The sequence below is a fragment of the Spirillospora sp. NPDC048911 genome (assembly GCF_043198015.1).
Lineage (GTDB): Bacteria > Actinomycetota > Actinomycetes > Streptosporangiales > Streptosporangiaceae > Spirillospora.
On sequence record NZ_JBICUD010000014.1, the window covers coordinates 210,533 to 232,770 of the forward strand.

Sequence of the window (22,238 nt, forward strand, 5' to 3'; positions counted from 1 at the left end):
GCCACCAGGAAACCCCACGCCCGAACGAGCCCCCGCCCCGCCCCCTCCTTTCTTGTCGATGCCGCTTTTAGGTCTCCAGCCCCGCCAACCCGCAGCCGGACAGAATGGTGCGCCAGAGGGGTGACCTCCGCCGCCAACCGCGAAGCGGCAAAGCAATTAGCACTAACCCGCAGGTGCATATGCCCACGCGGATGGGCATGCGCATCCGCGTGGGCATGCGCATCCGCGTGGGCATGCGCATCCGCGTGGGCATGCGCATCCGCGTGGGCATGCGCATCCGCGTGGGCATGCGCATACTCCAAGCCTCAGAGCTTTCTTTGTCGCCGCCAAGTTCGAAGCGAAGGCACGCCGATCCGCAGAACGCCCGTAGCGTGATCGAGTACCTAAAGCCGGTGGCGTAGGTCGATCAGGTCGTCGCGACGATCACAGCGGTCACGATGGTCGTCACGGTCGTGACGGTCGTTCGCGCGGAAGTGGTCTTCGAGGCTCTCCCGGATGAGCACGCCTGGGAAGTCGAGCGGGTCGACGCGGTCCGCGATCTGGACACGGACCGTACAGAGGGCCCCGCGGTAGACGACGATGTCCGCGTACGCCGCGTCCACCACGTCCAGCCTGTGGAGATCGAGCCGCGCGGCCCTGAAGGCCCAGAGTTCACTGGCGAGACTCTGCAGCAACCACGCGAGGTGCAGGGCGGGCGGCGCGTTCGCGGCCGGCTGCCAGTATGTGCGCCGCCGCGCCTCGTGGCTTGGGAAGATTCCGCCGTCGGGGATTCCGGCGTGGGGCAGCAATTCCGGCCAAGGTTTGGACATGTTCGCGTCGAGCCTCGCCGTGAAGGCGCTCGTGCGCGGGGCTGTGAAAGATGTCCAGCTCAGCAGAAGACCTAGCCGGGCGCCGTCGAACTGTATGTCTGACAACTGGACGAGATGTTCGCGCAGCGCGACGTCCTCGGGCGTCTTCACGCGGGCCTCGTGCCGACGCGAGTCGGCGTCCATTTCGGCGCAGTGATGGAGCAGTTGGCGATCGTCCCAGCGGTATGTGTCCATGCCGCCACCTCCGTCATCGCGGGGCCTTCGGCCGGACGCGAGAGAGCGGACCTTCATGGGGGATGAAGGAGTGGTCCTTGCATCCGTGAACGCTATGAATCGGCCACCACGCGAAACAGGGCCCTGGGGCCCAATTTCCGCGGGTCGGGGACCTCGGATCAGGCGGCCAGCCGGGCTTCCAGTTTGGGAACGCCGGGGCCTGCGAGCATCGTGAGGGCGGCTCTGCGGCCGGTCAGGAGCAGAAGAACCGCCGAGATCGGACCCTCGACCAGGAGCCCTTCGCCTGCCGTCCAACTGTGGTCGGTCGCGACGAGCTTCATGCCGTGCAGCCTGCGTTCCGCCCGGAAGGGCCAGAGCTTGGGCCAGACGCGGGACGCGGCGGCGGCCGCGGCCTCGGGCGGCATGGGGCGGGTGCGCGAAAGAGGGATGGCGATGTCCTGGCCGTGGACGAGGACGTCGATGAGCGGCTCCATCTCGGTGACACCAGGCGCTTTCGCACGCGAGCCAACCATCTCGCGGAGCATGGGCGCGTAACTGTCGACGGGAAGCTCGGCCTGGCGCAGCGCGGTGTCGCGGATCATGCGGTTGACGTTGCCGCGGGCGCGCAGCAGGCCGAGGACGGCGGGCCCCATGCCGGTGTGGGCGAGCGTGAGGTGGGCGGCGACGTCGCGGACGCGCCAGGCGGCGCAGAGGGACGGGGCCTCCCACTCGTGGTCGGCCAGGTCATCGAAGAGGTCGGCGAGGCTGCGCCGCTGGTCATCGATCGTTTCCCATACCTCGTCACGGTTCATGACGACCCCCAGTTTGGTACGATTCTCTTACTAATATTCGCCAGTAAGACTGCCTGGTCAAGGGGTCGGATGAGCGACGAACCCAACCTGGGGCTGCTGTGCTTCATCGCCTACCGGGCCATGGAGAGCCGCGTCGTCCGGGCGCTGGCCACGGCAGGGTTCGGCGACGTGACGGTGGCGCAGGGCCGGGTCTTCGCGCGGATCGGGCCGAACGGCACACGGCTGACCGAGCTGGCCGAGCAGGCCCAGATCACCAAGCAGACCGCCGGGTTCCTCGTCGATCAGCTGGAACGGGCGGGATACGTCCGGCGCGTCCCCGATCCGGCCGACGCACGAGCCCGGCTGGTGCGGATCGCCCCGCGCGGCGAGGCGGCCGTCGCGGTCGCACGCAGGGCGGAGGCCGAAGTAGAGGCCGAATGGACCCAGCACCTAGGCGAACAGGACGCGACGCAACTGCGCCGCGCCCTGACCAAGCTCCGCGAGGTAACCGACCCTTACCAGTAATCGCTCGCCGCTCCATATCAGTGGCGGGTCACCGATATGGAGCGGCGACGGGCCCTTAGCCGGGGAACATTCCGCTGCTGGTGTTGACCCACGTCCCCGTGATGGCGGCGGCGTGGTCGGAGGCGAGGAAGGTCGCGGTGGCCGCCACCTCGGCCAATCGGGGCGAACGGTTCGTCATGCGCATCTGGTCGAGGTTCTTGATGAGGCCCTCGAACGCGGCGTCGTCCATCTGGGGCGTCCCGCTGAACTCGGCGATCCGTTCCGGGGAGAGCGTCTCGGGGAGCCCGGCCGTCCAGATGCCGACGGCGCGGACGCCGCGCGGGCCGGTCTCGGCGGCGAGGTTGCGGATGAAGCTGTCCAGGGCGCCGTCCGCGGGGCCGGTGCCGCCCATCATCGGGCTGCCGCCGGCCGATCCGCTGTCCAGCGCGAGCACGACGCCCGAGCCGCGCTTGACCATGTGGCGGGCGGCGGCGCGGGCGGTGATGAAGTTCGCTGTCAGGCCGGTGACGACCGGCCGGGTGAAGTCGGCCGTGGTCATGTCGATCAGCGGGATGCCCTGCACGTCGCCCCGGGTCGCGAGGTTGAACGAGACGTCGATCGCGCCCGCGGCGTCGACCACCGACTGGGTGTGCTCGTCGACCGCCTGCTCGTCCATGACGTCGACGACCGCCACCTCGGCCCGGCCGCCCGCACCGGTGATCTCGTCGGCGATCGCCGCCAGCTTGTCGCGGGTACGTCCGGCCAGGAAGACCCGGGCACCCTCGCGGGCGAAGTTCGCGGCCACCGCGCCGCCGATGAAGCCGCCCGCGCCGTAGATGATCGCGTTCTTGTTCGCCAGCAACATCTCGTTCTCCCTCATGCGTTCGTCCTCGTTCTTCGTTGTGGACACGAATCTAGGGAGACCGCTGAGAGGGCGAATCAGCACTCGTATCAGCATTTGTCATAAGGTCGCCGCATGTTGCGAGGGCGCAGGTCAGAGCGGCGGGCGATCGACGAGTTGCTCGACGAGGCCCGCACGGGAACGAGCGGCGCGCTGATCCTGCGCGGCGAGCCCGGCATCGGCAAGACGACCCTCCTGGACTACGCCGCCGACCAGGCAGCCGCCCCCGCCGCCAATCGCGCGGGCGCACGTGCCGCCGACCCTGCCACTGCCCGGGCCGCCGCCCCCGCCGCCGACCCGGCCGCCGCTTCTGCCGCCGACCAGGCCGCCGGCCAAGCCGCCAGCCCCGCCGTCGACCGAGGCGGCGATTGGGTGGGCGACCGCGTCAGCGACCCCGCCGCCGACCGCGCCAGCAACTCCACCGCCGACCGCGCTGGCGATCGGCACACCGCTGGCCGCACTGGCGATCGCGTCGGCGACTCCACCGAGGGCATGCGGGTGTTGCGCGGTGCGGGCATCGAGTCGGAGGCCGAGTTGCCGTTCGCGGGGCTCCACATGGTGCTGTCCCCCGTCCTGGATCGGATGGACGCGGTGCCGGGGCCGCAGCGGGCCGCGCTGTCGGCCGCGTTCGGGCTGGGCGGGGGCTCCGCCGGGGACCGGTTCATGATCGGTGCGGGCGTGTTGTCGCTGCTGGCCGAGGTCGCCGAGCAGGGCCCGCTGCTCTGCCTGATCGACGACGCCCAGTGGCTGGACCGGGCGTCCACCGACGCGTTGTTGTTCGCCGCGCGGCGGCTGGGCCGGGAAGGGGTGGCGCTGATCCTCGCGGTGCGCGACTACGCGGGTGCGCTCGACGCCACCGGAATCCGCGAGCTGCGGCTGGCGGGCCTGGACGCCGACGACGCGGCCGCCCTGCTCACCGATCGCGGGACGGACCTCCCGACGGCGGAGATCGAACGGCTCATCGCCGAGACGCACGGCAACCCGCTGGCTCTCAAGGAACTGCCCTCGCTCGCGGCCGCCCACGGGCCCCAGCTCGGCCCGATGCCCCTGACCAGCCGGGTGCAGGACGCGTTCCACCACCAGATCCGCGCCCTGCCCGTGGCCGCCCGCACCATGCTGCTGCTCGCGGCGGCCGCCGACTCCGGAGATCTCCCCGTCCTGCTCCGCGCGGCCACCACGATGGACGCGGGCATCGCCGATCTCCAGCCCGCCGAGGAGAGCGGCCTGATCTCCCTCTCCCCCAGCACGTTCACGTTCCGGCATCCGCTCATCCGGGCGGCCGTCTACCACGGCGCGCCGCTCGCGCTCCGGCTGGCCGCGCACGCCGCGCTCGCCACCGCCTATGAAGGGCTGCGCGACGCCGACCGCCGCGCCTGGCACCTGGCCGTCGCCGCCACCGGCCCGGAGGAACGCGTCGCGGACGGACTGGAGCGCGCCGCGGCCCGTGCCGCCGCCCGCAATGGCCACGCCGCCGCGGCCGCCGGGTATGAACGCGCCGCGCAGCTGAGCGAGGACCCGGTGGCAGCGATCCGGCGGCTCACTCTCGCGTGCGAGGCCGGGACGGACGCCGGACGCCTCGACTGGGCACGCGCCCGGGCCGAACGCGCGTTCCCGGACGTGGACGACCCGGCGATCCGGGCACGTCTCGTCGAAGTCCAGGCGGCGGCCGACTTTGCCCAGGGCTCACTTGACCACGCGTACGAGTTGCTCAGTTCCGGAGCCGCCGCACTCGCCGAACATGATCCGGAACGCGCGTTCTGGATGCGGGTGCGGGCCTTCCACGCCGCCTGGGCCGCCCCCACCGACGGACAGCTGATCGCCAGAGCCGTGGACGCGTTCGACACCGTCGACGACCTCATGCCCGTCGCCTGGCTGACCCGCTGGGGCACGGCCGTCACGCTCGAACGCGACACCAGTGGCTTCCCTCCGCTCGACGAAACGCTGGCTCGCGCGCGCAAAGCCGCCTCCGGGCCCCGCGGCCTGATCGAGATCGCGAGCCGGTCGTTCGTGAGCGCGCGCGACGAGGAGTGCGCCGAGATCGCGGCCGAGCTCACCGCCCGGGCCCGTTCCGCCGGCACGGTCTCCGCCGTCCCCGCCGGCCTGGGCCTGCTCACGCTCGCCCAGGTCATGCTGGGCCGCTACCGCGAGGCGGCGATCAGCGGCGCGGAGGGGCTGAGCATCGCCCGCGACACCGGCCAGCCGCTCTGGATCAGCTACACGTCCGGCGCGCTGGCCTTCCTCGCCGCAGTCGAAGGCGACGAGGCCCGCTGCCACCGGCACGCCCAGGACGCGGCGCTCGACCGCTCCGCCCCGGCGGGCTCGCTGGCGGGGATCACCTGGGCCCAAGCCGCCCTCGCCCTCCTCGACCTGGGCCATGGACGCATCCAGGAGGCCTTCGACCGGCTCCAGACCATCGCGCAGGGCCCGACCCGCCACCAGGCCGCGGTAGTACGAAGCGTCCCAGACCTGATCGAAGCGGCGATCCGTCTCAACCGTCCGGACGCCACCGCCGCGCCTCTGGCCCTCTACACCCGCTGGGCCAAGGCTCTGGACCGCCCCTGGATCGATGCCCTTCTGGCCCGCTGCCAGGCGATGACGTCACGTTCACCTGAGCCGCACTATCTCCGCGCCCTCAAACTGCAGGCCCGGCCGTTCGAACAAGCCCGGACCCATCTGCTCTACGGCGAATGGCTCCGCCGTTCCCGCCGCAAGAACGACGCGCAAGAACATTTGAGCGCCGCCCTGCAAACGTTCGAAGACCTTCACTCCACGCCTTGGGCCGCCCGGGCAAGGGCCGAACTCAGCGCTTCCGGCGCAACCGTGTCCGGCTCTGAGACCCCCGACGCTTTCGCCAAACTCACACCTCAAGAGCTGCAGATCACGCGTCTCGCCGCCCAAGGTGCATCCAACCGCGACATCGCCGCCCAGCTTTTCATCAGCCCGAGAACGGTCGCCTACCACCTCTACAAGGCCTATCCCAAGCTGGGCATCACGTCTCGCTCCGAACTCGCCGCCCTCACCGCCTGACCCACCGCCTGGCCCACACTGCCTAACCCAGCACGTCGGTCGCGATGTGTCCTTCCGAGATAAGCGCCTTCACGATTGAGCGCCGCCAGGTTTTCCAGGACCTGCACATGGTTGATCCCGTGATACGCGTCGATGCCGAAGCCGAGCGAGGTCACGAGCTTTTCCGGCACATCGAGCCCGTGCACGGCCGCGAGGCTCGCCATGTCCTCCGCCGGCGTTCCGAGACCGGACTCGTCGCCGCGCATCAGAATGTCGGTGCCGCCGTCCACGAGCACGATGGCGTCCAGGTCGAGCCGTTCGATGAGGACTCGGTAGGCGTCACGCAACGGCTGCACGCCCAGCCTCGGGAACGCATAGACCGTCGACGGCTCGCCATGACGGTCGAGCCATGAAGCGAGCGTCGCCTCAGGCGCGTACCAGTCCCGGACCTGAATCTCCGGCGTGAGCGCCGCGACATCCGTCTCCACCCACACATCGGTGCCGAGGCCATAGAGCATGCTGAACGACAAGCTGGCGAGATGGACCTCCTTGCCGATCTCACGGAGCGCGAGGGCGAGCGGCAGGCCCGCGTACACGTCGAAGCCGCCGCCCGCGCCGGCGACGAGGATGCGCTCGGACTTCTTCAGGCGCGTGAAAACAGGGGGCTCCTGGAGAGAGAACATCGAGCAAGAATAAAGGGATCAATACGGCGAAGGCCCACCGAACATCTCACTCAGCTTCGGCGCCAGCTCGACATTCCCCCGCACCTTCAGGCGGCCGTCCATCAACAACGAGGCTGGATTGGCGTCGCCCGCGAACACCCGCAAGAAGTCGCCGGTTCCCGTGACAATAACGATGGCAGGCTCACGCGCCTCGCCCTGCCGCGCCCGAGCCTTACCACCACGCACCTGGATGGTCCACGCGGTCTGCGTCCCGTCCGTGCGCTTCAGCCGAAACTCCAGCTCGCCCTCGAAGCCCGCCGCCATTGACGGGTCGTACTGCCGCGCCATCCCGGCGAAGAAGACCCGCTGTGCCCGAGCACCGAACCTCCGCTCGATCTCGGCATCCGGCCGCCCATGCACCCATCGGAACAACCCCCGCTGCACCCTCCGCCGAGCGGTGGCCTGTGCCTCGTCCCGCACCACCGCCAACACCGGGCGCAGCCCCGCCGGACGCCCCGATCGCCGAGCGCGCCTGGCCCTGACGAGTTCGGCCTCTTCATCGATCTGATACCCAGGAGGCAACTTCCGTGCCGGAGCCCGCCGCGCCAACGCCGCCTCGATCGCCGGTGCGAGCCGTTCCGCTTTCCGGGCCTCCCGTTCCTCTCGCCCCTCCAGGAAGTGCGGCATCACGGCCTTCCCGAAGAGCTCAAGGCTTTCGCAGATGTGCTCGTGCCTATTGGGCCCGGACTGCAGCACAAACCCAACCTGGTCGACCCCGGCCGTCTCATATCGCCGTACGAGATCAATCACCTGCTCAGGTGTACCGACCGCTCCCCTCAACGACCCCACGTTGACGTTCAGCGTCTCCGCGTTCGCGATGATCCGATCCCGGTCGAACCCCCGCGCCGCCCGGCGCTCCTCGAACTCGGCCCACACATCCGTACGCCCAGGATCGTGCGGCGTGGTTCCGTAGTAATGCGCGAGCGCGAACCCGAAGAAGTGCGCCCCGTCAATCCCGCGGTCGATCGCAGTCGCCTCGTCCTCATGCAGCATCAACGGCAGCACCACGGTCACATTGGGATTGACCGCGAACCCCGCCGGAACACACTCGTCCGACTCGATGATGCGGTAGTACTCACCCGTCCACTTGGCCGCGTCCTCGGGCTCCACGAACGAGAACGACAAAGCCCCGACCCCATTCCGCGCGGCAAGATGAATCGTCTCTCTCCGCGAGCACGCGACCCACAACGGCGGATGGGGCTTCTGAAGCGTCTTGGGAATCACGTTCCGCGGCGGCATCTGCAGATACTTGGACTCCCAGCCCGCGAACGGTTCCTCAACGAACATCCGCGTGATCGCGTCGATCGCATCGGCCCACTGCTCCCGCTTCTCCGTACGCCGTACCCCGAAACCGCCCAGCTCCGCACTGGAGCTCGCTTCCCCGGTCCCGAGGTCCACCCGCCCGTCCGACACGAGATCCAGCGTCGCGACACGCTCGGCGACCCGCGCCGGATGGTTGACGTTGGGCGGCAGCTGAACGATCCCGTGCCCCAGCCGGATCCGCTTAGTACGCTGCGACGCCGCCGCCAGAAAGACCTCCGGCGCCGACGAGTGGCTGTACTCCTCCAGGAAGTGGTGCTCGACCTCCCACACGTAGTCGAAGCCCACCCGATCCGCGATCTCGATCTGCTCCAGCGCGTCCTTGTAGAGCCGATGCTCCTCCCCATGATCCCAAGGCCGCGGAAGCTGGTGCTCGTAAAAGATCGAGAACCGCACCCCCCATCACCCCCACCATCCTGAAACGGCCAACTACCTGGCCTTACACAGCCAGCGTCACCCGAATTGGACGCCACGTCAACGGCCGCCGGCATCGGACCGGGGCCGGAACCGCCGAGCAGGCCTGCCATTGCACTCGGAGCAAGCGGGGCCTCCCAGGGGTCAGCGCTCACCGGCCCGGACGATGACCGCTCCAGGGCCTGCGGGACCTTCTCTGGGGCCCTAGGACCCGGCTTCGGCTGAGGTCTTAGGGCTCTAGGGCGGCCGGTGCGCATTTCAGTAGCTTTCTCGACGTCGGAATCAACGGCTTTCCCATCGCCGTAACGACACCCCAGAAGGCAGGCAGAAATGCACCAGGAAAACACGTCCCCCCAGCGCCCGTCGCGTCGCCGCACCGCGATCGCCGCGACCGTCGGTGTCGCCACCATCGGCGGTTTGGCGGCCACCGGAATGCTCGTGGCCGGACAGCAGGCCCCGGCGAAGCCGGCCGGACAGGTCGCCGCGCAGTCCGGCCAGACCTCGACCGCGACCAGCGGCCGGCAGCAGAGTGTGTACGCGGCCGAGACCGGTGGCTCCGTCAAGTCCGTGGCCTCGGCCAAGCGCGGCGAGAAGTGCAAGGTGGCCGATCGCTACATCGTCTACAAGACCGTCATCGGACTCCGGCATTACGACTGGCATTCCTCCGTGAAGTACTGCTGGAACAAGAAGAAGGTGCGGATCATCCGGGCGAGCAGTTACCTCAAGCGGGCGGATCTCAACGTCAAGGAGGAGAAGAACTCGCCGCGCATCGTCTTCAACAAGAAGCACTCGGCGGCGACCGTGCTGATCAGCTCCGAAGTCGAATGGAGCACTCCATGGGGTTCTGGTTTCAACCACCCCAAGGCCCAGTACCGCATGTGGGCGATCAACGGTGCGTACACCTACAAGCCCTGGAAGTCCTGACCCGAACGAACGGAACACGGGCCGCCTCCTTCAGGGAAGCGGCCCTTTCCGCTCCGTGCGTCAGGATCCACGCACGTCGGACAGCCTGCTCGTGAGCCGATCCCCTGAGGCGTCGCCAGCCAATGCGCCTGCGGCGGCCCGCGCTGCACCGCCTGCCACCCCGCCCCTGCCCGACGTGGGCTTCCAGCCCTCATCTAGGTGGGTGCTTGCGACGTCGAGGAGCCTTTCGGGGCGGATCGCGGTCGCGGCCTGGTCTGGCCGGCCCGGACGTGAGGATAATCGCGAACATGCGCTTGGGAGTGGCTCATCATTTCGGGTGGGCTGTGGCGGTGACGGCTTCGGATGACTTCCGGGTCGTTGGTCGGCGGCGGATCGAGCTGGTCGAGCCGGGTGTGGCGACGGCTCCCGTCCACCATGAGGGCAAGTCGCTTGATGATGCCGCGGCCGCGGAGTTGGTGGCCAGGGTGCGGGAGTCGGCTGCCCGGGCGTCGTCGGCCTCGCTCGACGAGCTCGCATCGGCGCTGCCCGAACCGATCGTCTCGATGTCGCTACGGGCCTGGCCTCTTGACTTTCCCGAGGACATCGAGGTTCAGCGGCGTATCCCGTATGAGAGCCGCGCCGACTCCGTCATGTATCGCCAGGTTCTGGCTGCGATCGCACGCGCGCGGGGCTGGGCCGTCCACCTGTACGACGCCAAGACCGTGGAGGAGCAGGCGGCCGCGATCCTGGGCGGGCGAGCCAAGGAAGTCCTTTATGGACCGCGGGTGACGCTGGGGCCGCCCTGGGCCAAGGATCACCGGATGGCGCTCGCGGCGACGATCGTGGCCGCCGAAGATCGCGATGACGTCCATTTAGGTTAGGCTCCCCTTATTTGCCTGCCGATGTCGGAGGAAAGTAGTGCTAGCCGGACCGGACGTGGATGAGCACGGTCATTGAGAAGCGGCCCGCGTCCGGGGTCGCGGCGGTTCGCCGGCGGCGGGTCTTGGGGCTGGGGTTGCTTGGGGTCGCGCTGGTTGTCGCGGGGGTGGCTTCGCTGGCTGTGGGGGCGCGGGCTCTGGGGCCGGGCGATGTTTGGCGAGGGTTGTTCGGAGAGGCGTCCGATCAGCGGCTGAGCGAGATCAGGCTCATCGTGCAGACCGTGCGGGTGCCCCGGACGGTGCTCGCGATCGTGGCGGGCGTCGCGCTGGGGGTCGGCGGGGCGTTGATTCAGGGGATCACGCGCAACCCGATCGCCGACACTGGGCTGCTGGGGATCAACTCCGGCGCCTCGGTCGCGGTGGTCTCGGCGATCGCCTTGTTCGGGTTCACTGATCCGTTTGAGTATGTGTGGTTCGCCTTTCTGGGCGCGGCGGTCGCCGGGGTGGTGGTGTTCGGGCTGTCGAGTATCGGGCGGGGGGCTGGTAATCCGCTGACGCTTGCCCTGGCCGGGCAAGGGATCACGGTGTTCCTGGCGGCGATGACCACGGCGATCGCGCTGTCCGATCAGGCGTCGCTGAACGCGTTGCGGTTCTGGAACGCGGGCTCCGTGGCGGGTGTCGGGTTCAAGGTCATCTGGCCGGTGACCGCGTTCATCGCGGTCGGGCTCGTCCTGGCCTTGAGCAGGTTGCCCGCTCTGAACCTGCTCAATCTGGGGGACGACGTGGCGCGAGGCCTTGGGGTGAACATTGCGCTTAGCCGGATCATAAGCATCGTCGCCATCACTCTGCTGGCGGGCGCGGCGACGGCTGCGTGCGGGCCGATCCTTTTCCTGGGGCTCATGGTGGCCCATGTGGCCCGGTATCTGGCTGGTCCCGACTATCGCTGGCTGGTTCCGTACGCGGGTCTGCTCGGTGCCGTAGTCCTGGTTGTGTCCGACGTGGTGGGGCGCTTGGTCGTGCGGCCGGGCGAACTGGACGCGGGTGTTGTGGTCGCTCTTCTCGGCGCTCCGTTCTTCGCGGCCCTCGTGTGGCGCGGAAAGTTCAAGAACGCATGAAGCCATCGGGTGTGCGGCTCGGTCATGTCTCGTTCGTGTGGCGGCCCTGGCTCTTCGTTGTCACGCTGCTTTTGGCGATGGTCGCTTTTCTGGTGTTCTGCCTGTCCATCGGTGTCGGTGACTTCCCCATCGGCCTGTCCCGGGTGGTCGCCACGATCTTCGGCCGGGGTGAACGGGTCGACAGGTTCGTGATCATGGATCTGCGGATGCCGCGTGCCCTGGCCGGGCTCGTGGTGGGGATCGCGCTGGGAGTGGCCGGGGCGATCCTGCAGTCTGTGGCACGCAATCCGCTGGCCAGCCCGGACATCCTGGGGATCACCGGCGGTGCCAGCGCGGTCGCGGTGTTCCTGGTGACGGTGTCGGGCGGGGCCGCCGCGGCGGTCTCCGGCTCCATGAGCCTGTCCGCGGCGGCGCTCGCGGGCGGGCTCGGCACGGGACTGCTGGTCTACTTCCTAGCGTGGCGGCGCGGGATCGACGGCTTCCGGCTCATCCTCATCGGCATCTCCGTAAGCGCCGCGATGGAGGCGATCACGAGCTGGCTGCTCGTCCAGGCCGACATCAGGGACGTGGCCCGCGCGCAGGCGTGGCTGGTCGGCTCGCTGGACGGCCGGTCGTGGGACGAGGTCCGGATGGCCCTCTGGTGCACGCTCGTCCTCATGGTCGTCGTGGCGGGCGCCGCGTTCCAGTTCAGGCCATTGCACTTCGGCGACGAGGTCGCCGCGGGCCTGGGCGTCCGGTACTCGCTGGTGCGGGCGGTCATGTTGCTGAGCGCGGTGCTGCTGGCGGGTGTGGCGGTGAGCGCGGCGGGCCCGGTCCCGTTCGTCGCGCTGGTGGCGCCGCAGGTGGCGATGCGGCTGGCGAGGTTCCCGACGCCGCCGCTGGTCGCCTCCGGTCTGGTGGGCGCGTTGCTGCTGATCGGCGCGGACCTGGCGGCGCGCACGGCACTGCCGGTCACCCTCCCGGTCGGCGTTGTCACCGCCGTGATCGGCGGGCCCTTCCTCGTCTATCTGCTGGTGCGGGCGAATCTCAGGTAAGGAGATCATGTGGCCGCTCAACACGTCGCGCGGCTGGCGGCGCGGAACGTCACGGTCGGGTACGGCGGCCGGATGGTCATCGACGGCCTCGACGTGACGATCCCGCCAGAGGTGATCACCACGATCATCGGCCCCAACGGCTGCGGGAAGTCGACCCTGCTGCGAACCCTGTCCCGGCTGCTCAAGCCGGCCAAGGGCACGGTCGTGCTGGACGGCGACGACATCGTCAAGCTCAAGACCAGGGACGTGGCGAAGAAGCTCGGCCTGCTGCCGCAGGCGCCGGTCGCGCCGGAGGGGCTGACGGTCGCCGACCTGGTCGCCAGGGGCCGCCATCCGCACCAGAGCTGGCTGCGGCAGTGGTCGTCGGACGACGCCGACGTCGTGGAACGCGCGCTCACCATGACGGGGGTGGCCGACCTGGCCGACCGTCCGGTCGACGAGCTGTCCGGCGGGCAGCGCCAGCGCGTCTGGATCTCGATGACGCTGGCCCAGGGCACCGATCTGCTCCTGCTGGACGAGCCGACCACCTACCTGGACCTGGCGCACGCCATCGACGTGCTCGACCTGGTGGACGACCTGCACGAGTCGGGACGCACCGTCGTCATGGTGCTCCACGATCTCAACCTGGCCACCCGCTACAGCGACAACCTCATCGTGATGCGGGCGGGCTCGATCCTGGCGCAGGGACACCCGCGGGACGTGATCACCGCCGAACTGCTGGCCGAGGCGTTCGGGCTCCGCGCCAAGGTGATCGACGACCCGGTGGGCGACCGCCCGCTCATCGTGCCCATCGGCCGTACCCACGTCCACCTCGACGAGTAGCAACCCGCCCCCGAGACGGCACGACAAGATCCAAGTTAGGTTAGGCTGCCCTTATTTGTACGTGTTAGGGTGTGCCTGCCCTGATCGGGGCGGCAGGCCGGACAGCGTGAGAGCAAGGGATTTCGATTGGCCCTCCGACGAACGACACCGACGAAGTCCTGGCGACGTCTGGCGGCGATTCTGTCCGCCGCGACCCTCGGCGCCGGCCTCCTCGCGGGATGCGGCTCCGACTCGACCGACGCGCCGAGCGGCGGCGGCGACGCCCCGGCCGCCGCGGGCGGCACCTTCCCGGTCACCGTGGAGCACGCGTTCGGGTCCACGAAGATCGACAAGGCCCCGCAGCGGGTCGTCTCCGTCGGCTACACCGATGATCAGGCCATCCTGGCGCTCGGCACCAAGCCCGTCGGCATGGTCGACCAGTACCCGAACCCGCCGGGCAAGACCCCCGACATCAACACCCAGTGGCCCTGGGTCAAGGACAAGTGGGGCGGCACCCGTCCCGAGGTCGTCATGAACAACGGCGACTCCGGCCCGAACTTCGAGAAGATCGCCGCGCTGCGGCCGGACCTGATCATCGCGGTCTACTCAGAGATCGACCAGGCCGGCTACGACAAGCTCTCCAAGATCGCGCCGACGGTGGGCCGCACCAAGGCCGAGAAGGAGCCGTTCAGCGCACCGTGGCAGGACAACGCCGTCCACATCGCCAAGGCGCTCGGCAAGGAGGCCGAGGGCACCAAGCTGGTGCAGGGCGTCCAGGCCAAGCTCGACGCCGCCCGCAAGGCGCACCCGGAGTTCGCCAACCAGACCGCCGTCGCGCTGTCCTGGTACAAGGACTCGGTCGCGCCGTTCACCACCACCGACGTGCGCGGGCGGCTCGTCTCGGGCCTCGGCTTCAAGGGCGCCACGGAGATCGATAAGATCGCGGGCGGCAAGTTCTTCACCACGCTGTCCCCCGAGCGCATCGACCTGGTCGACGTCGACCGCATCTTCGTCATCAACGACCAGGCCGACACGGCGGCGCTGAAGAACTTCAAGCTGTTCGCCAACCTCGCCGCGGTCAAGAACGGAAAGGTGTCGTACCTGCTCGACAGCGAGGGCCCGGCGATCGGCGCGGCCATGTCCCAGGGCACCCTGCTGTCCCTGCCGTACGCGATCGACGAGATGGTCAAGTCGGTCAGCTAGGTGTGAGCACCACCGAAAAGCGCACCGACGCCCTCACTGCCCCGGCTGCCCTGCGCACGGCGACCGGACGCGAGGCCGCCCGATGGGTCGCGGCGCACTTCCGCGAAGCACCGTGGCCGCCGGCCGCCACCGTGCTCACCACGGTGGCGGGGGCGGCGCTCCAGGTGCTGCCGGTCCTCCTGCTCGGCCGGGTGGTCGACGGCGTGGTCGAGGGCGAATCGCCCTCGATCCTGGTCACGATCGGCACCCTGCTGGTGGCCGCCGCGCTGCTCGGCGCGGCGGCCACCGCGGCGTCGACCTACCTGATCGGACGGCTGGGCGCGGATCTCCTCGCACGGCTGCGGGAGGGCGCCGTCCGGGCGATGCTGGGAATGCCGAGCGCGCGGATCGAGCGGGTCGGCCAGGGCGACGTGCTCTCCCGGGTCGGCGACGACGTGGCCGTCCTGTCCAAGGGCATCCGGACGGCCATCCCCACGATCTTCTCGGCGGGCGTGCTGGTCGTCATCGCCACCGCGGGCATGTTCGGCCTCGACTGGCGGCTCGGCCTGGCGGGCGCCGGCGCGCTGCCCGCGTACGCGCTGGCCCTGCGCTGGTACCTCCCGAGATCCGCCCCGCTCTACCGGAAGCAGCGGGCGGCCCAGGCCGACCGGGCGCAGGCGTTGATCAGCGGCCTGAACGGGATCGGCACGGTCCGGGCCTACCGCCTGGAGGACGCCTTCCGCGAAAAGGTCACCAGCGAGTCGTGGCGGGTGCGCGATCTCGGCATCGAGGTGTTCCGGTTCTTCGGCCGGTTCGTCGGCAGGGAGAACCGCGCCGAGTTCATCGGGCTGACCCTGATCCTCCTGGTGGGGTACGCCCTGCTGGAGACCGGCGCCGCCAGCCTGGGCGAGGTGTCGGCGGCCCCGCTGATGTTCCACCGGCTGTTCAATCCGCTGGGCTCCATCATGTTCACGTTCGACGAGGCACAGAAGTCGGGCGCGAGCCTGACCCGGCTGGTCGGAGTGCTGGGCGAGACCGCGGAGGACCGCCTGGTAGGCGACCCGGCCGCCAAAACAGCAGCCGCCACGCCGCCAAGCGCCGCATCAACGAACCCCCCGTCATACCCGGTGACGGTCGAAGGCCTGACGTTCAGCTATCCCGATTCCGAAGAGCCGGTCCTTCGCGATATCGATCTCACGATTCCGGCCGGCGGCTCGCTCGCGCTCGTGGGGGCGACGGGCGCGGGCAAGACGACCCTGGCCGCGCTGATCGCGGGCATCGGATCCCCGCAGGCCGGATCCATCCGCATCGGATCCACCGACCTCGCCGATCTGGACGAGGCCGGAGCGCGAGCCCTGGTGAGCATCCTGACGCAGGAGACCCACGTGTTCTCCGGTTCCCTCGCCGACGACCTGCGGCTGGCCGCGACTGAGGCCACCGACGCCGAACTGACGGACGCCTTGCGCACGGTCGGCGCCGGCGAATGGGTCGACGCACTGCCCAACGCCCTCAACACCCTGGTCGGCGAGGGCGGCGAGCGACTGGACGTCACCAAGGTCACCCAGATCGCCCTGGCCCGCCTGCTGCTGGCCCGTTCACCGGTAGTCGTCCTGGACGAGTCGACCGCGGAGGCGGGCAGCCAGGGCGCCGCCGAACTGGAACGCGCCGTCCTGGCCGCCTGCGAGGGCCGCACCACGTTGTTCGTGGCCCACCGGCTGACCCAGGCGGTGGCGGCCGACCGCATCGCCGTCCTGGACGCGGGACGCGTCGTGGAGCAGGGAACGCACGAGGAACTGGTGGCGCTGGACGGCCGGTACGCGCGGCTGTGGCAGGCCTGGCGGGAAGGCAGCTAGGTGCACGGTTCAGAGATCCTCAGGACCGCCCTGCGCCGCAACCTCGGCGCCATGACCTGGGGCACCGCCCTCATGGGCCTGTACCAGGCGGGCGAGACCGCCTTCCCCATCGCGCTCGGCCTGATCGTCGAGCACACCATGCGGGACCGGACCCCGGCCTCCCTCGCCCTCTCGATCGCCGCCCTCGCCGTGATCATCACGACCGTCTCGTTCTCGTGGCGGTTCGGGATGCGCGTCCTGCAGAAGGCCAACACGACCGAGGCGCACCACTGGCGCGTGCGGGTCGCGGGCTGCGGGCTCCAGCCGGTGGCCAGGGACGTCGATCTCAAGTCCGGCGAGGTCCTGACCATCGCCACCGAGGACGCCGACCAGACCGCCGACATCATCGAGGTCGTCCCGCTGCTGATCAGCTCGCTCGTCGCGGTGTTGATCGCGGCGACGGCACTCGGCATGGCCGACGTCCGGCTCGGCCTCCTCGTCATCATCGGAACCGCCGCCATCCTGTCAATCCTGAGCGTGATGTCCAGACGGATCGGCGCAAGCACCCAAGAACAGCAGGCCCGGGTGGCCCGAGCGGGCGCGAAGGTCGCCGACCTGATCACCGGCCTGCGCCCGCTGCGCGGCTTCGGCGGCAACCACGCGGCCTTCCGCTCCTACCGGACGGTCAGCACCGAGGCGACGCACCAGGCGATCACCGTCGCCAAGGTGAACGGGGCGTACGCGGGCACCGCGCTGGCCCTCAACGCGATCCTCGCCGCCGCCGTGACTCTCACCGCGGGCCACCTCGCCTTCCAGGGGCAGATCACCATCGGCGAGCTCGTCATGGCCGTGGGCCTGGCGCAATTCATCATGGAACCGCTGAAGCTCTTCTCCGAGATGCCGAAGTACGTGATGATCGCGCGCGCGTCCGCCGAGCGGATGGCGCTCGTACTGACCGCGCCCCCCGCAATGATCCCGGGGCAGGAACGTCCGTCCCCAAGCGGCGACCTCGAAGTCGACTGCGTCCGGTACGGCTCCCTGCGCAAGCTGAAGTTCCAGGTGTCCGCAGGCGAGTTCATGGCGATCGCCGCGTACCAACCCCGTGCGGCAGCCGACCTGGCAGCAATCCTGTCCGCCACCATCCCTCCCGACGCCTACGACGGCGCAATCCGGATCAGCGGGCAGCGAACAGCAGACCTGTCAATCGAATCGATCCGCGAACACATGCTGGTGAACCCGTACGACGGCGAGATCTTCGCGGGCACCCTCCGCTCGAACATCGACCCCTCCGGCACCAGCCGGATGATCGCCGAGGCCGTCGAGGCGTCCCTGCTGACCGACGTCGTCGCCCTCCACCGCGAAGGACTCGACCACACCGTCCGCGACCGCGGCGCGAACCTGTCCGGCGGCCAGCGTCAACGCCTGTCTCTGGCCCGCGCCCTGGCCGCCGACACCGGCATCCTCGTCCTGCACGACCCGACCACCGCCGTGGACGCGGTCACCGAACAACTCATCGCGCGCAACATCGCCGACCTACGCCGCGGCCGCACCACCATCGTCCTCACGACCAGCCCGCCCCTCCTGAACGCCGCCGACCGCGTCCTGGTCCTGGACGACGGCGTCATCACCGCGGACGACACCCACCGGAACCTCCTCACCACCGACCAGACCTACCGCCAAGCCGTAGCCCGCTGACTCAGGCCTAGCCCAGGAGCGATCCACAGGAAAGAACAGATCGGGCAACGCCCCAGCGCCGCGCTTTGCGGAGGGTCGTAAGGTACAGCGTGATCTCCATCTTGCTCGTCGAGGACGACGAGGTGATCCGCAAGTCCGTCTCGATGGCGCTCGAGCGGTACGGCTACGGCGTGGACGCCGCCGCCGACGGGCTGAGCGGCCTGGAGTCCTTCCTCGCCGGCGACCATGACCTGCTCTTGCTGGACGTGATGCTCCCCGGGCTGGACGGCATCGGACTGTGCCGCAGGGTCAGGGAGGCCGGCCAGGTGCCGATCCTGATGATGTCGGCGCGCGGCGACTCGCTGGACGTGGTGTCGGGGCTGGAGGCCGGCGCCGACGACTATGTGGTCAAACCGGTCGACATCCCGGTGCTGGTGGCCCGGATCAGATCGTTGCTGCGCCGGGTCACCGCTCCCGCGCCCTCGTCGGGCGTGCTGGCGTTCGGCGGGCTCACGGTCGACCCGGCCGCGCTGGAGGTCCGGCTCGACGGGCGGCTGGTCGAGCTGGCGCCGACCGAGCTGCGGCTGCTGCTGGAGTTCGCCGCCCATCCGGGAATCGTGCTGGAGCGGGCCACGCTGCTGCGCAACGTGTGGGAGTACGGCTGGGACGGCGACAGCCGCGTCGTCGATCTCTGCGTCCAGCGGCTGCGTAAGAAGATCGGCCCGGAGCGGATCGAGACGGTGCGCGGGTTCGGCTACAAGCTGCGCAGGTCATGATGCTCGGCTCGCTGCGGTGGAAGGTGGCGGCGCTGATCGCGCTGGCCTGCTGCGCGGTCGTGGCCGTGGTCGGGTTGCTCGTCCATCGCACGACCCTCGACCGCACGATGCGGCTGGGTGAGGGGCGGGCGCTGGAGTCGGTCGCGCAGGTCGCCGAGCAGAGCCGCGCGGGCACTCCCCCCACGAAGCCCGTCCCGTGGACCGAATCGGTCCTGAGTCCGGATCAGCTGCCCGCGCCGCTGCGCGCCCGGCTGGCCGCCGAGTCGCCCGCCACCTGGTACGACGACCGGCGGTCCGAAGAACTGTGGATGTGGGGCGCACAGCCGGTGGACGGGGGCCTCGTCGCCGCCGTGAAGATCGACATGAGCTCGGACCTGCGCGGGCTGCGGGCCCTCGACCGGGCCATGCTCCGGGCCGCGCTGATCGCGCTCGCCGTGGTGCTGCCGGTCTCGGTGGGCGTGGCCGAACTGGCCAACCGGCGGCTGCGACGCGTCGCCGCCACCGCCCGCAGGATCACCGACGGCGACCTGGACGCCCGCGTCGCCGCGCGTCCGGGTGGACGTTCCGGCAGGCGGCCCGGCGGGCGTGACGAGATCGCCGAGATCTCCGCCGCCGTGGACTCCATGGCCGCGAGCCTCCAGCACCGGCTGCTGGCCGAGCAGCGGTTCACCGCCGATGTCGCCCATGACCTGCGGACACCGCTGATGGGCCTGGTCACCGCGGTCGACCTGCTGGCGGAGGGCGAGGCCACCGAGCTGGTGCGCGACCGGGTGCGGGTCCTGCGCTCGCTGGTCGAGGACCTGCTGGAGGTCTCCAGGCTGGACGCGGGCGCCGAGGTCGCCGAACGGGTACGGGTGCCGCTGGCCGAAGTGGCCGAGGAGTCGGCAGCCCGGGTGGGGGTCAAAGCGCGGGTGGTGGCCTCGGGCGATCCGGTCGCCGAGACCGACCCGCGCCGCCTGGACCGGATCCTCGCCAACCTCGTCCTCAACGCCGACCGCCACGGCGCGTCCCCGGTGGAGATCACGGTCCGGGATCAGGTGATCGAGGTCCGCGACCGGGGCCCGGGCTTTCCCCCGGAACTCCTCGCCGACGGCCCCAGGCGCTTCCGCACGGGTGCCGCCGAACGTGGCAACGGCCACGGCCTCGGCCTGACGATCGCGCTGGGGCAGGCCCAGGTCATCGGCGCCGAGCTGACCCTGACCAACGCCCCCGATGGCGGAGCCGTCGCCACCCTCCGCCTCTGATACACGGTTGATACAAGGTCAAGCCTTGGCGGAGACACGGCCACGGCCGGACGGACACGCGGCTGGCCCACCGTGTCCAGCATGCGACGTTCCTTCATGCTTCTCCTGCTGGCGAGCGCCCTGTTCTGCTGCGGAACCGCATTGTCCGGCTGCGGAACCAAACCGTCCGTCACCGGGGCAGCCGTACCCGGCGTGCCCCTGCCGTGGCCGTCCGAGGGCCAGTCGGCCGTCGAGGTGGAAGGCGTGGGCAGCCTGGGTGTCAGCGGCGCCCCGGATCCGGTGCCCATCGCCAGCGTGACGAAGGTCATGACCGCCTACGTGATCCTGCGCCGCCACCCGCTTCGGCCCGGCGACGACGGCCCCCTGATCGATGTGGACGCTACAGCCGCCAACGAGTCGTACGCAGGCCAGGAGAGCACCGCCCCGCTCAGAGAGAGTCAGCAAATACGGCTGCGCCATCTTCTGGAGCTGATGCTGGTCCCTTCGGGAAACAACGTGGCACGCCTCCTGGCCCGCTGGGACTCGGCCTCGCAGGAACGCTTCGTCGAACGGATGAACGCCACGGCCCGCCGCCTCGGCATGGCCGCCACCACGTACACGGGTGCCAGCGGCAACGAGAACAGCACCGTCAGCACCGCGGCCGACCAGCTCAAGCTGGCCAGGGAGGCGATGCGCGACCCGGTCTTCCGCGCGGTGGTGGCGCAGACCGACACGGCCATCCCCGGCGACACGAGAACGCTGCCCAACACGAACACGCTGCTGAACAAGCACGGCCTCATCGGCATCAAGACCGGCTCAGGCACCGCCGCAGGCGGCAACCTGATGTGGGCCTCCCGCGTGCGAGGCCGCCTCGTGCTCGGCGTGATCCTCCACCAAGCGGCGAACACCAACCCGACCGCGGCCAAGGCAGCGGTGCTGGAGGCGGGCGAGAAGATGAGTGCGGCGGTCGAGCGATGGCTCCTCAAGCAGCCCGCGGTTCTCTTGAACGGCCCGCCGGCGAAGGACGCCCCGGCAAATTGACCAAGCGCTCGCTTGACTCGCTCGGCACCGCGGCGGCACCGTGGGGCCGACCACGATCTACGGGAGTGCCGATGGCGTTGCTGGACGGGCTGCGCGTACTGGATCTGACGATGTGGCGGCCCGGGCCGTACGCCACGCAGCTGCTCGCCCAGCTGGGCGCGGACGTGATCAAGGTGGAGCCGCCGGGCGGCGAGCCGATGCGGATGTTCCGGAGCCACTTCGACCTGCTCAACCGGCACAAGCGCAGCGTCGCGTTCGATCTGAAGGACGACGGCGACCGGGCGCGCTGCCTGGAGCTGGCCGCCGGGGCCGAGGTCTTCGTCGAAGGGTTCCGGCCGGGCGTCGCCGACCGGCTCGGCGTCGGGCACGAGGTGGTGCGGGCGCTCAATCCGCGGCTGGTCTACTGCTCCCTGTCGGGGTACGGGGCGGACGGGCCGCTGGCGAAGGTCCCCGGCCACGACGTCAACTACCGGGCGTACGCGGCGGCCCTCCCGCCGGACGCGGTCTCGCCCGACGCCGACGAGCTGCCGGTGGCCGACATGGCGGCCGCGACGATGGCCGCGTTCGCGATCACAGCGGCCTGCCTCAAGGCCCGCGCGACCGGCCTCGGCGACCGGATCGACCTCGGCATGGCCGACGTGCTGGCCAACTGGGTCGGCACGGTTCCCACGGCCACCAGGCGCGAGGGCACCGGACCCGTCCCCGGCTACGGGGTCTACCCGACCAAGGACGACCAGAAGATAACGCTCGGGGTGGTGTCCGAGGAAAATCTGTGGGCGGCCACCTGCGGCGTTCTCGGGTTGGACGAGTATGCGACGGTGCCCTTCCTCGAACGGCTCGGGCGGGTCGAGGAACTGGACGAGGCCGTCGCGGGCGCGGTCGCAGGGCTCACCCGGGACGAGGCCGTCGAGCGGCTCGGCGCGGCCGGAGCGCCCGTGGCCCCGCTGCTGACGCGCGCCGAGATGATGGCGCACGAGCACTTCGCGAGCCGGGGCGTGATCGACGGGAGCCCGGTGCGGACGTCCGTCCACCCGCCGCTGCCGCCGGGGCCGGTCGCCGAGCTCGATCGGCACCGGGACCAGGGCTGGCATTAACGATC

The 22,238-nt window shown here is 70.0% G+C and carries 20 protein-coding genes; 15 read left to right on the top strand and 5 right to left on the bottom strand.

The genetic code is table 11. The features are described from left to right. Positions 1–191 precede the first annotated feature (191 nt). Positions 192–401 carry a hypothetical protein gene (locus tag ACGFNU_RS45585; protein ID WP_392602931.1) on the top strand — a complete coding sequence of 70 codons (210 nt, stop codon included), beginning with the start codon at positions 192–194 and terminating at the stop codon, positions 399–401. On the opposite strand, the gene ACGFNU_RS45590 is transcribed toward ACGFNU_RS45585, so the two are convergent. Together ACGFNU_RS45590 and ACGFNU_RS45595 are read right to left on the bottom strand one after the other, a co-directional pair. Continuing rightward, a complete protein-coding gene (locus ACGFNU_RS45590; protein WP_392602932.1) occupies positions 384–1,043 on the bottom strand; it encodes a hypothetical protein in 660 nt (219 codons plus the stop codon). The genes ACGFNU_RS45585 and ACGFNU_RS45590 overlap by 18 nt on opposite strands. A gap of 158 nt (positions 1,044–1,201) precedes the next feature. After that, positions 1,202–1,834: a maleylpyruvate isomerase family mycothiol-dependent enzyme gene (locus tag ACGFNU_RS45595; RefSeq protein ID WP_392602933.1), complete on the bottom strand. Its 633-nt coding sequence runs from the start codon at positions 1,832–1,834 to the stop codon at positions 1,202–1,204. Between the two features lie 69 nt (positions 1,835–1,903). Between ACGFNU_RS45595 and ACGFNU_RS45600 the strand changes: the two genes are divergently transcribed. After that, a complete protein-coding gene (locus ACGFNU_RS45600; protein ID WP_392602934.1) occupies positions 1,904–2,338 on the top strand; it encodes a MarR family winged helix-turn-helix transcriptional regulator in 435 nt (144 codons plus the stop codon). A 55-nt stretch (positions 2,339–2,393) separates the two neighbouring features. On the opposite strand, the gene ACGFNU_RS45605 is transcribed toward ACGFNU_RS45600, so the two are convergent. Beyond that, a complete protein-coding gene (locus ACGFNU_RS45605; protein WP_392602935.1) occupies positions 2,394–3,197 on the bottom strand; it encodes an SDR family NAD(P)-dependent oxidoreductase in 804 nt (267 codons plus the stop codon). A 96-nt stretch (positions 3,198–3,293) separates the two neighbouring features. Between ACGFNU_RS45605 and ACGFNU_RS45610 the strand changes: the two genes are divergently transcribed. Further along, on the top strand, positions 3,294–6,245 hold the full coding sequence (locus ACGFNU_RS45610) for a LuxR C-terminal-related transcriptional regulator (RefSeq protein ID WP_392602936.1): 2,952 nt from the start codon (positions 3,294–3,296) through the stop codon (positions 6,243–6,245). Here ACGFNU_RS45610 and ACGFNU_RS45615 read toward each other — a convergent pair. Continuing rightward, the gene (locus ACGFNU_RS45615) at positions 6,191–6,907 is read right to left on the bottom strand and encodes a DUF1152 domain-containing protein (RefSeq protein ID WP_392602937.1); all 717 of its coding nucleotides are present in this window, start codon (positions 6,905–6,907) and stop codon (positions 6,191–6,193) included. The genes ACGFNU_RS45610 and ACGFNU_RS45615 overlap by 55 nt on opposite strands. Positions 6,908–6,925: 18 nt before the next feature. Further along, on the bottom strand, positions 6,926–8,662 hold the full coding sequence (locus ACGFNU_RS45620) for an LLM class flavin-dependent oxidoreductase (RefSeq protein WP_392602938.1): 1,737 nt from the start codon (positions 8,660–8,662) through the stop codon (positions 6,926–6,928). 348 nt (positions 8,663–9,010) lie between these two features. Here ACGFNU_RS45620 and ACGFNU_RS45625 point away from each other — a divergent pair, with 348 nt between their 5' ends. The 12 genes from ACGFNU_RS45625 to ACGFNU_RS45680 all read left to right on the top strand — a co-directional run bounded on the left by ACGFNU_RS45625 (position 9,011) and on the right by ACGFNU_RS45680 (position 22,233). Then, positions 9,011–9,604 carry a hypothetical protein gene (locus ACGFNU_RS45625; RefSeq protein WP_392602939.1) on the top strand — a complete coding sequence of 198 codons (594 nt, stop codon included), beginning with the start codon at positions 9,011–9,013 and terminating at the stop codon, positions 9,602–9,604. 287 nt (positions 9,605–9,891) lie between these two features. Then, entirely contained in the window at positions 9,892–10,464 is a 573-nt protein-coding gene (locus ACGFNU_RS45630) for a hypothetical protein (protein ID WP_392602940.1), read from the top strand. Positions 10,465–10,523: 59 nt separating this feature from the next. Further along, positions 10,524–11,576: a FecCD family ABC transporter permease gene (locus tag ACGFNU_RS45635; RefSeq protein WP_392602941.1), complete on the top strand. Its 1,053-nt coding sequence runs from the start codon at positions 10,524–10,526 to the stop codon at positions 11,574–11,576. Beyond that, positions 11,573–12,610 carry a FecCD family ABC transporter permease gene (locus tag ACGFNU_RS45640; RefSeq protein WP_392602942.1) on the top strand — a complete coding sequence of 346 codons (1,038 nt, stop codon included), beginning with the start codon at positions 11,573–11,575 and terminating at the stop codon, positions 12,608–12,610. The genes ACGFNU_RS45635 and ACGFNU_RS45640 overlap by 4 nt, the downstream gene beginning before the upstream one ends. Positions 12,611–12,682: 72 nt before the next feature. Then, positions 12,683–13,432, top strand: a complete 750-nt coding sequence (locus ACGFNU_RS45645) for an ABC transporter ATP-binding protein (RefSeq protein ID WP_392603014.1) — start codon at positions 12,683–12,685, stop codon at positions 13,430–13,432. 126 nt (positions 13,433–13,558) lie between these two features. Next, a complete protein-coding gene (locus ACGFNU_RS45650) occupies positions 13,559–14,614 on the top strand; it encodes an iron-siderophore ABC transporter substrate-binding protein (protein WP_392602944.1) in 1,056 nt (351 codons plus the stop codon). A gap of 2 nt (positions 14,615–14,616) precedes the next feature. Further along, positions 14,617–16,446 (top strand): ABC transporter ATP-binding protein, encoded by a 1,830-nt coding sequence (locus tag ACGFNU_RS45655; protein ID WP_392602945.1) that lies wholly within the window; start codon positions 14,617–14,619, stop codon positions 16,444–16,446. Further along, positions 16,447–18,120, top strand: a complete 1,674-nt coding sequence (locus ACGFNU_RS45660) for an ABC transporter ATP-binding protein (RefSeq protein ID WP_392602946.1) — start codon at positions 16,447–16,449, stop codon at positions 18,118–18,120. It begins immediately after the preceding gene. 89 nt (positions 18,121–18,209) lie between these two features. Next, positions 18,210–18,875 carry a two-component system response regulator CseB gene (gene cseB, locus ACGFNU_RS45665; RefSeq protein WP_392602947.1) on the top strand — a complete coding sequence of 222 codons (666 nt, stop codon included), beginning with the start codon at positions 18,210–18,212 and terminating at the stop codon, positions 18,873–18,875. Then, complete coding sequence (locus ACGFNU_RS45670) at positions 18,872–20,119, top strand: sensor histidine kinase (protein WP_392602948.1); 1,248 nt, start codon at positions 18,872–18,874, stop codon at positions 20,117–20,119. Before cseB ends, ACGFNU_RS45670 begins: the two co-directional genes overlap by 4 nt. Before the next feature lie 81 nt (positions 20,120–20,200). Beyond that, positions 20,201–21,139, top strand: a complete 939-nt coding sequence (locus ACGFNU_RS45675; protein WP_392602949.1) for a D-alanyl-D-alanine carboxypeptidase family protein — start codon at positions 20,201–20,203, stop codon at positions 21,137–21,139. 71 nt (positions 21,140–21,210) lie between these two features. Further along, positions 21,211–22,233 carry a CaiB/BaiF CoA transferase family protein gene (locus ACGFNU_RS45680; RefSeq protein WP_392602950.1) on the top strand — a complete coding sequence of 341 codons (1,023 nt, stop codon included), beginning with the start codon at positions 21,211–21,213 and terminating at the stop codon, positions 22,231–22,233. Positions 22,234–22,238: the final 5 nt, after the last annotated feature.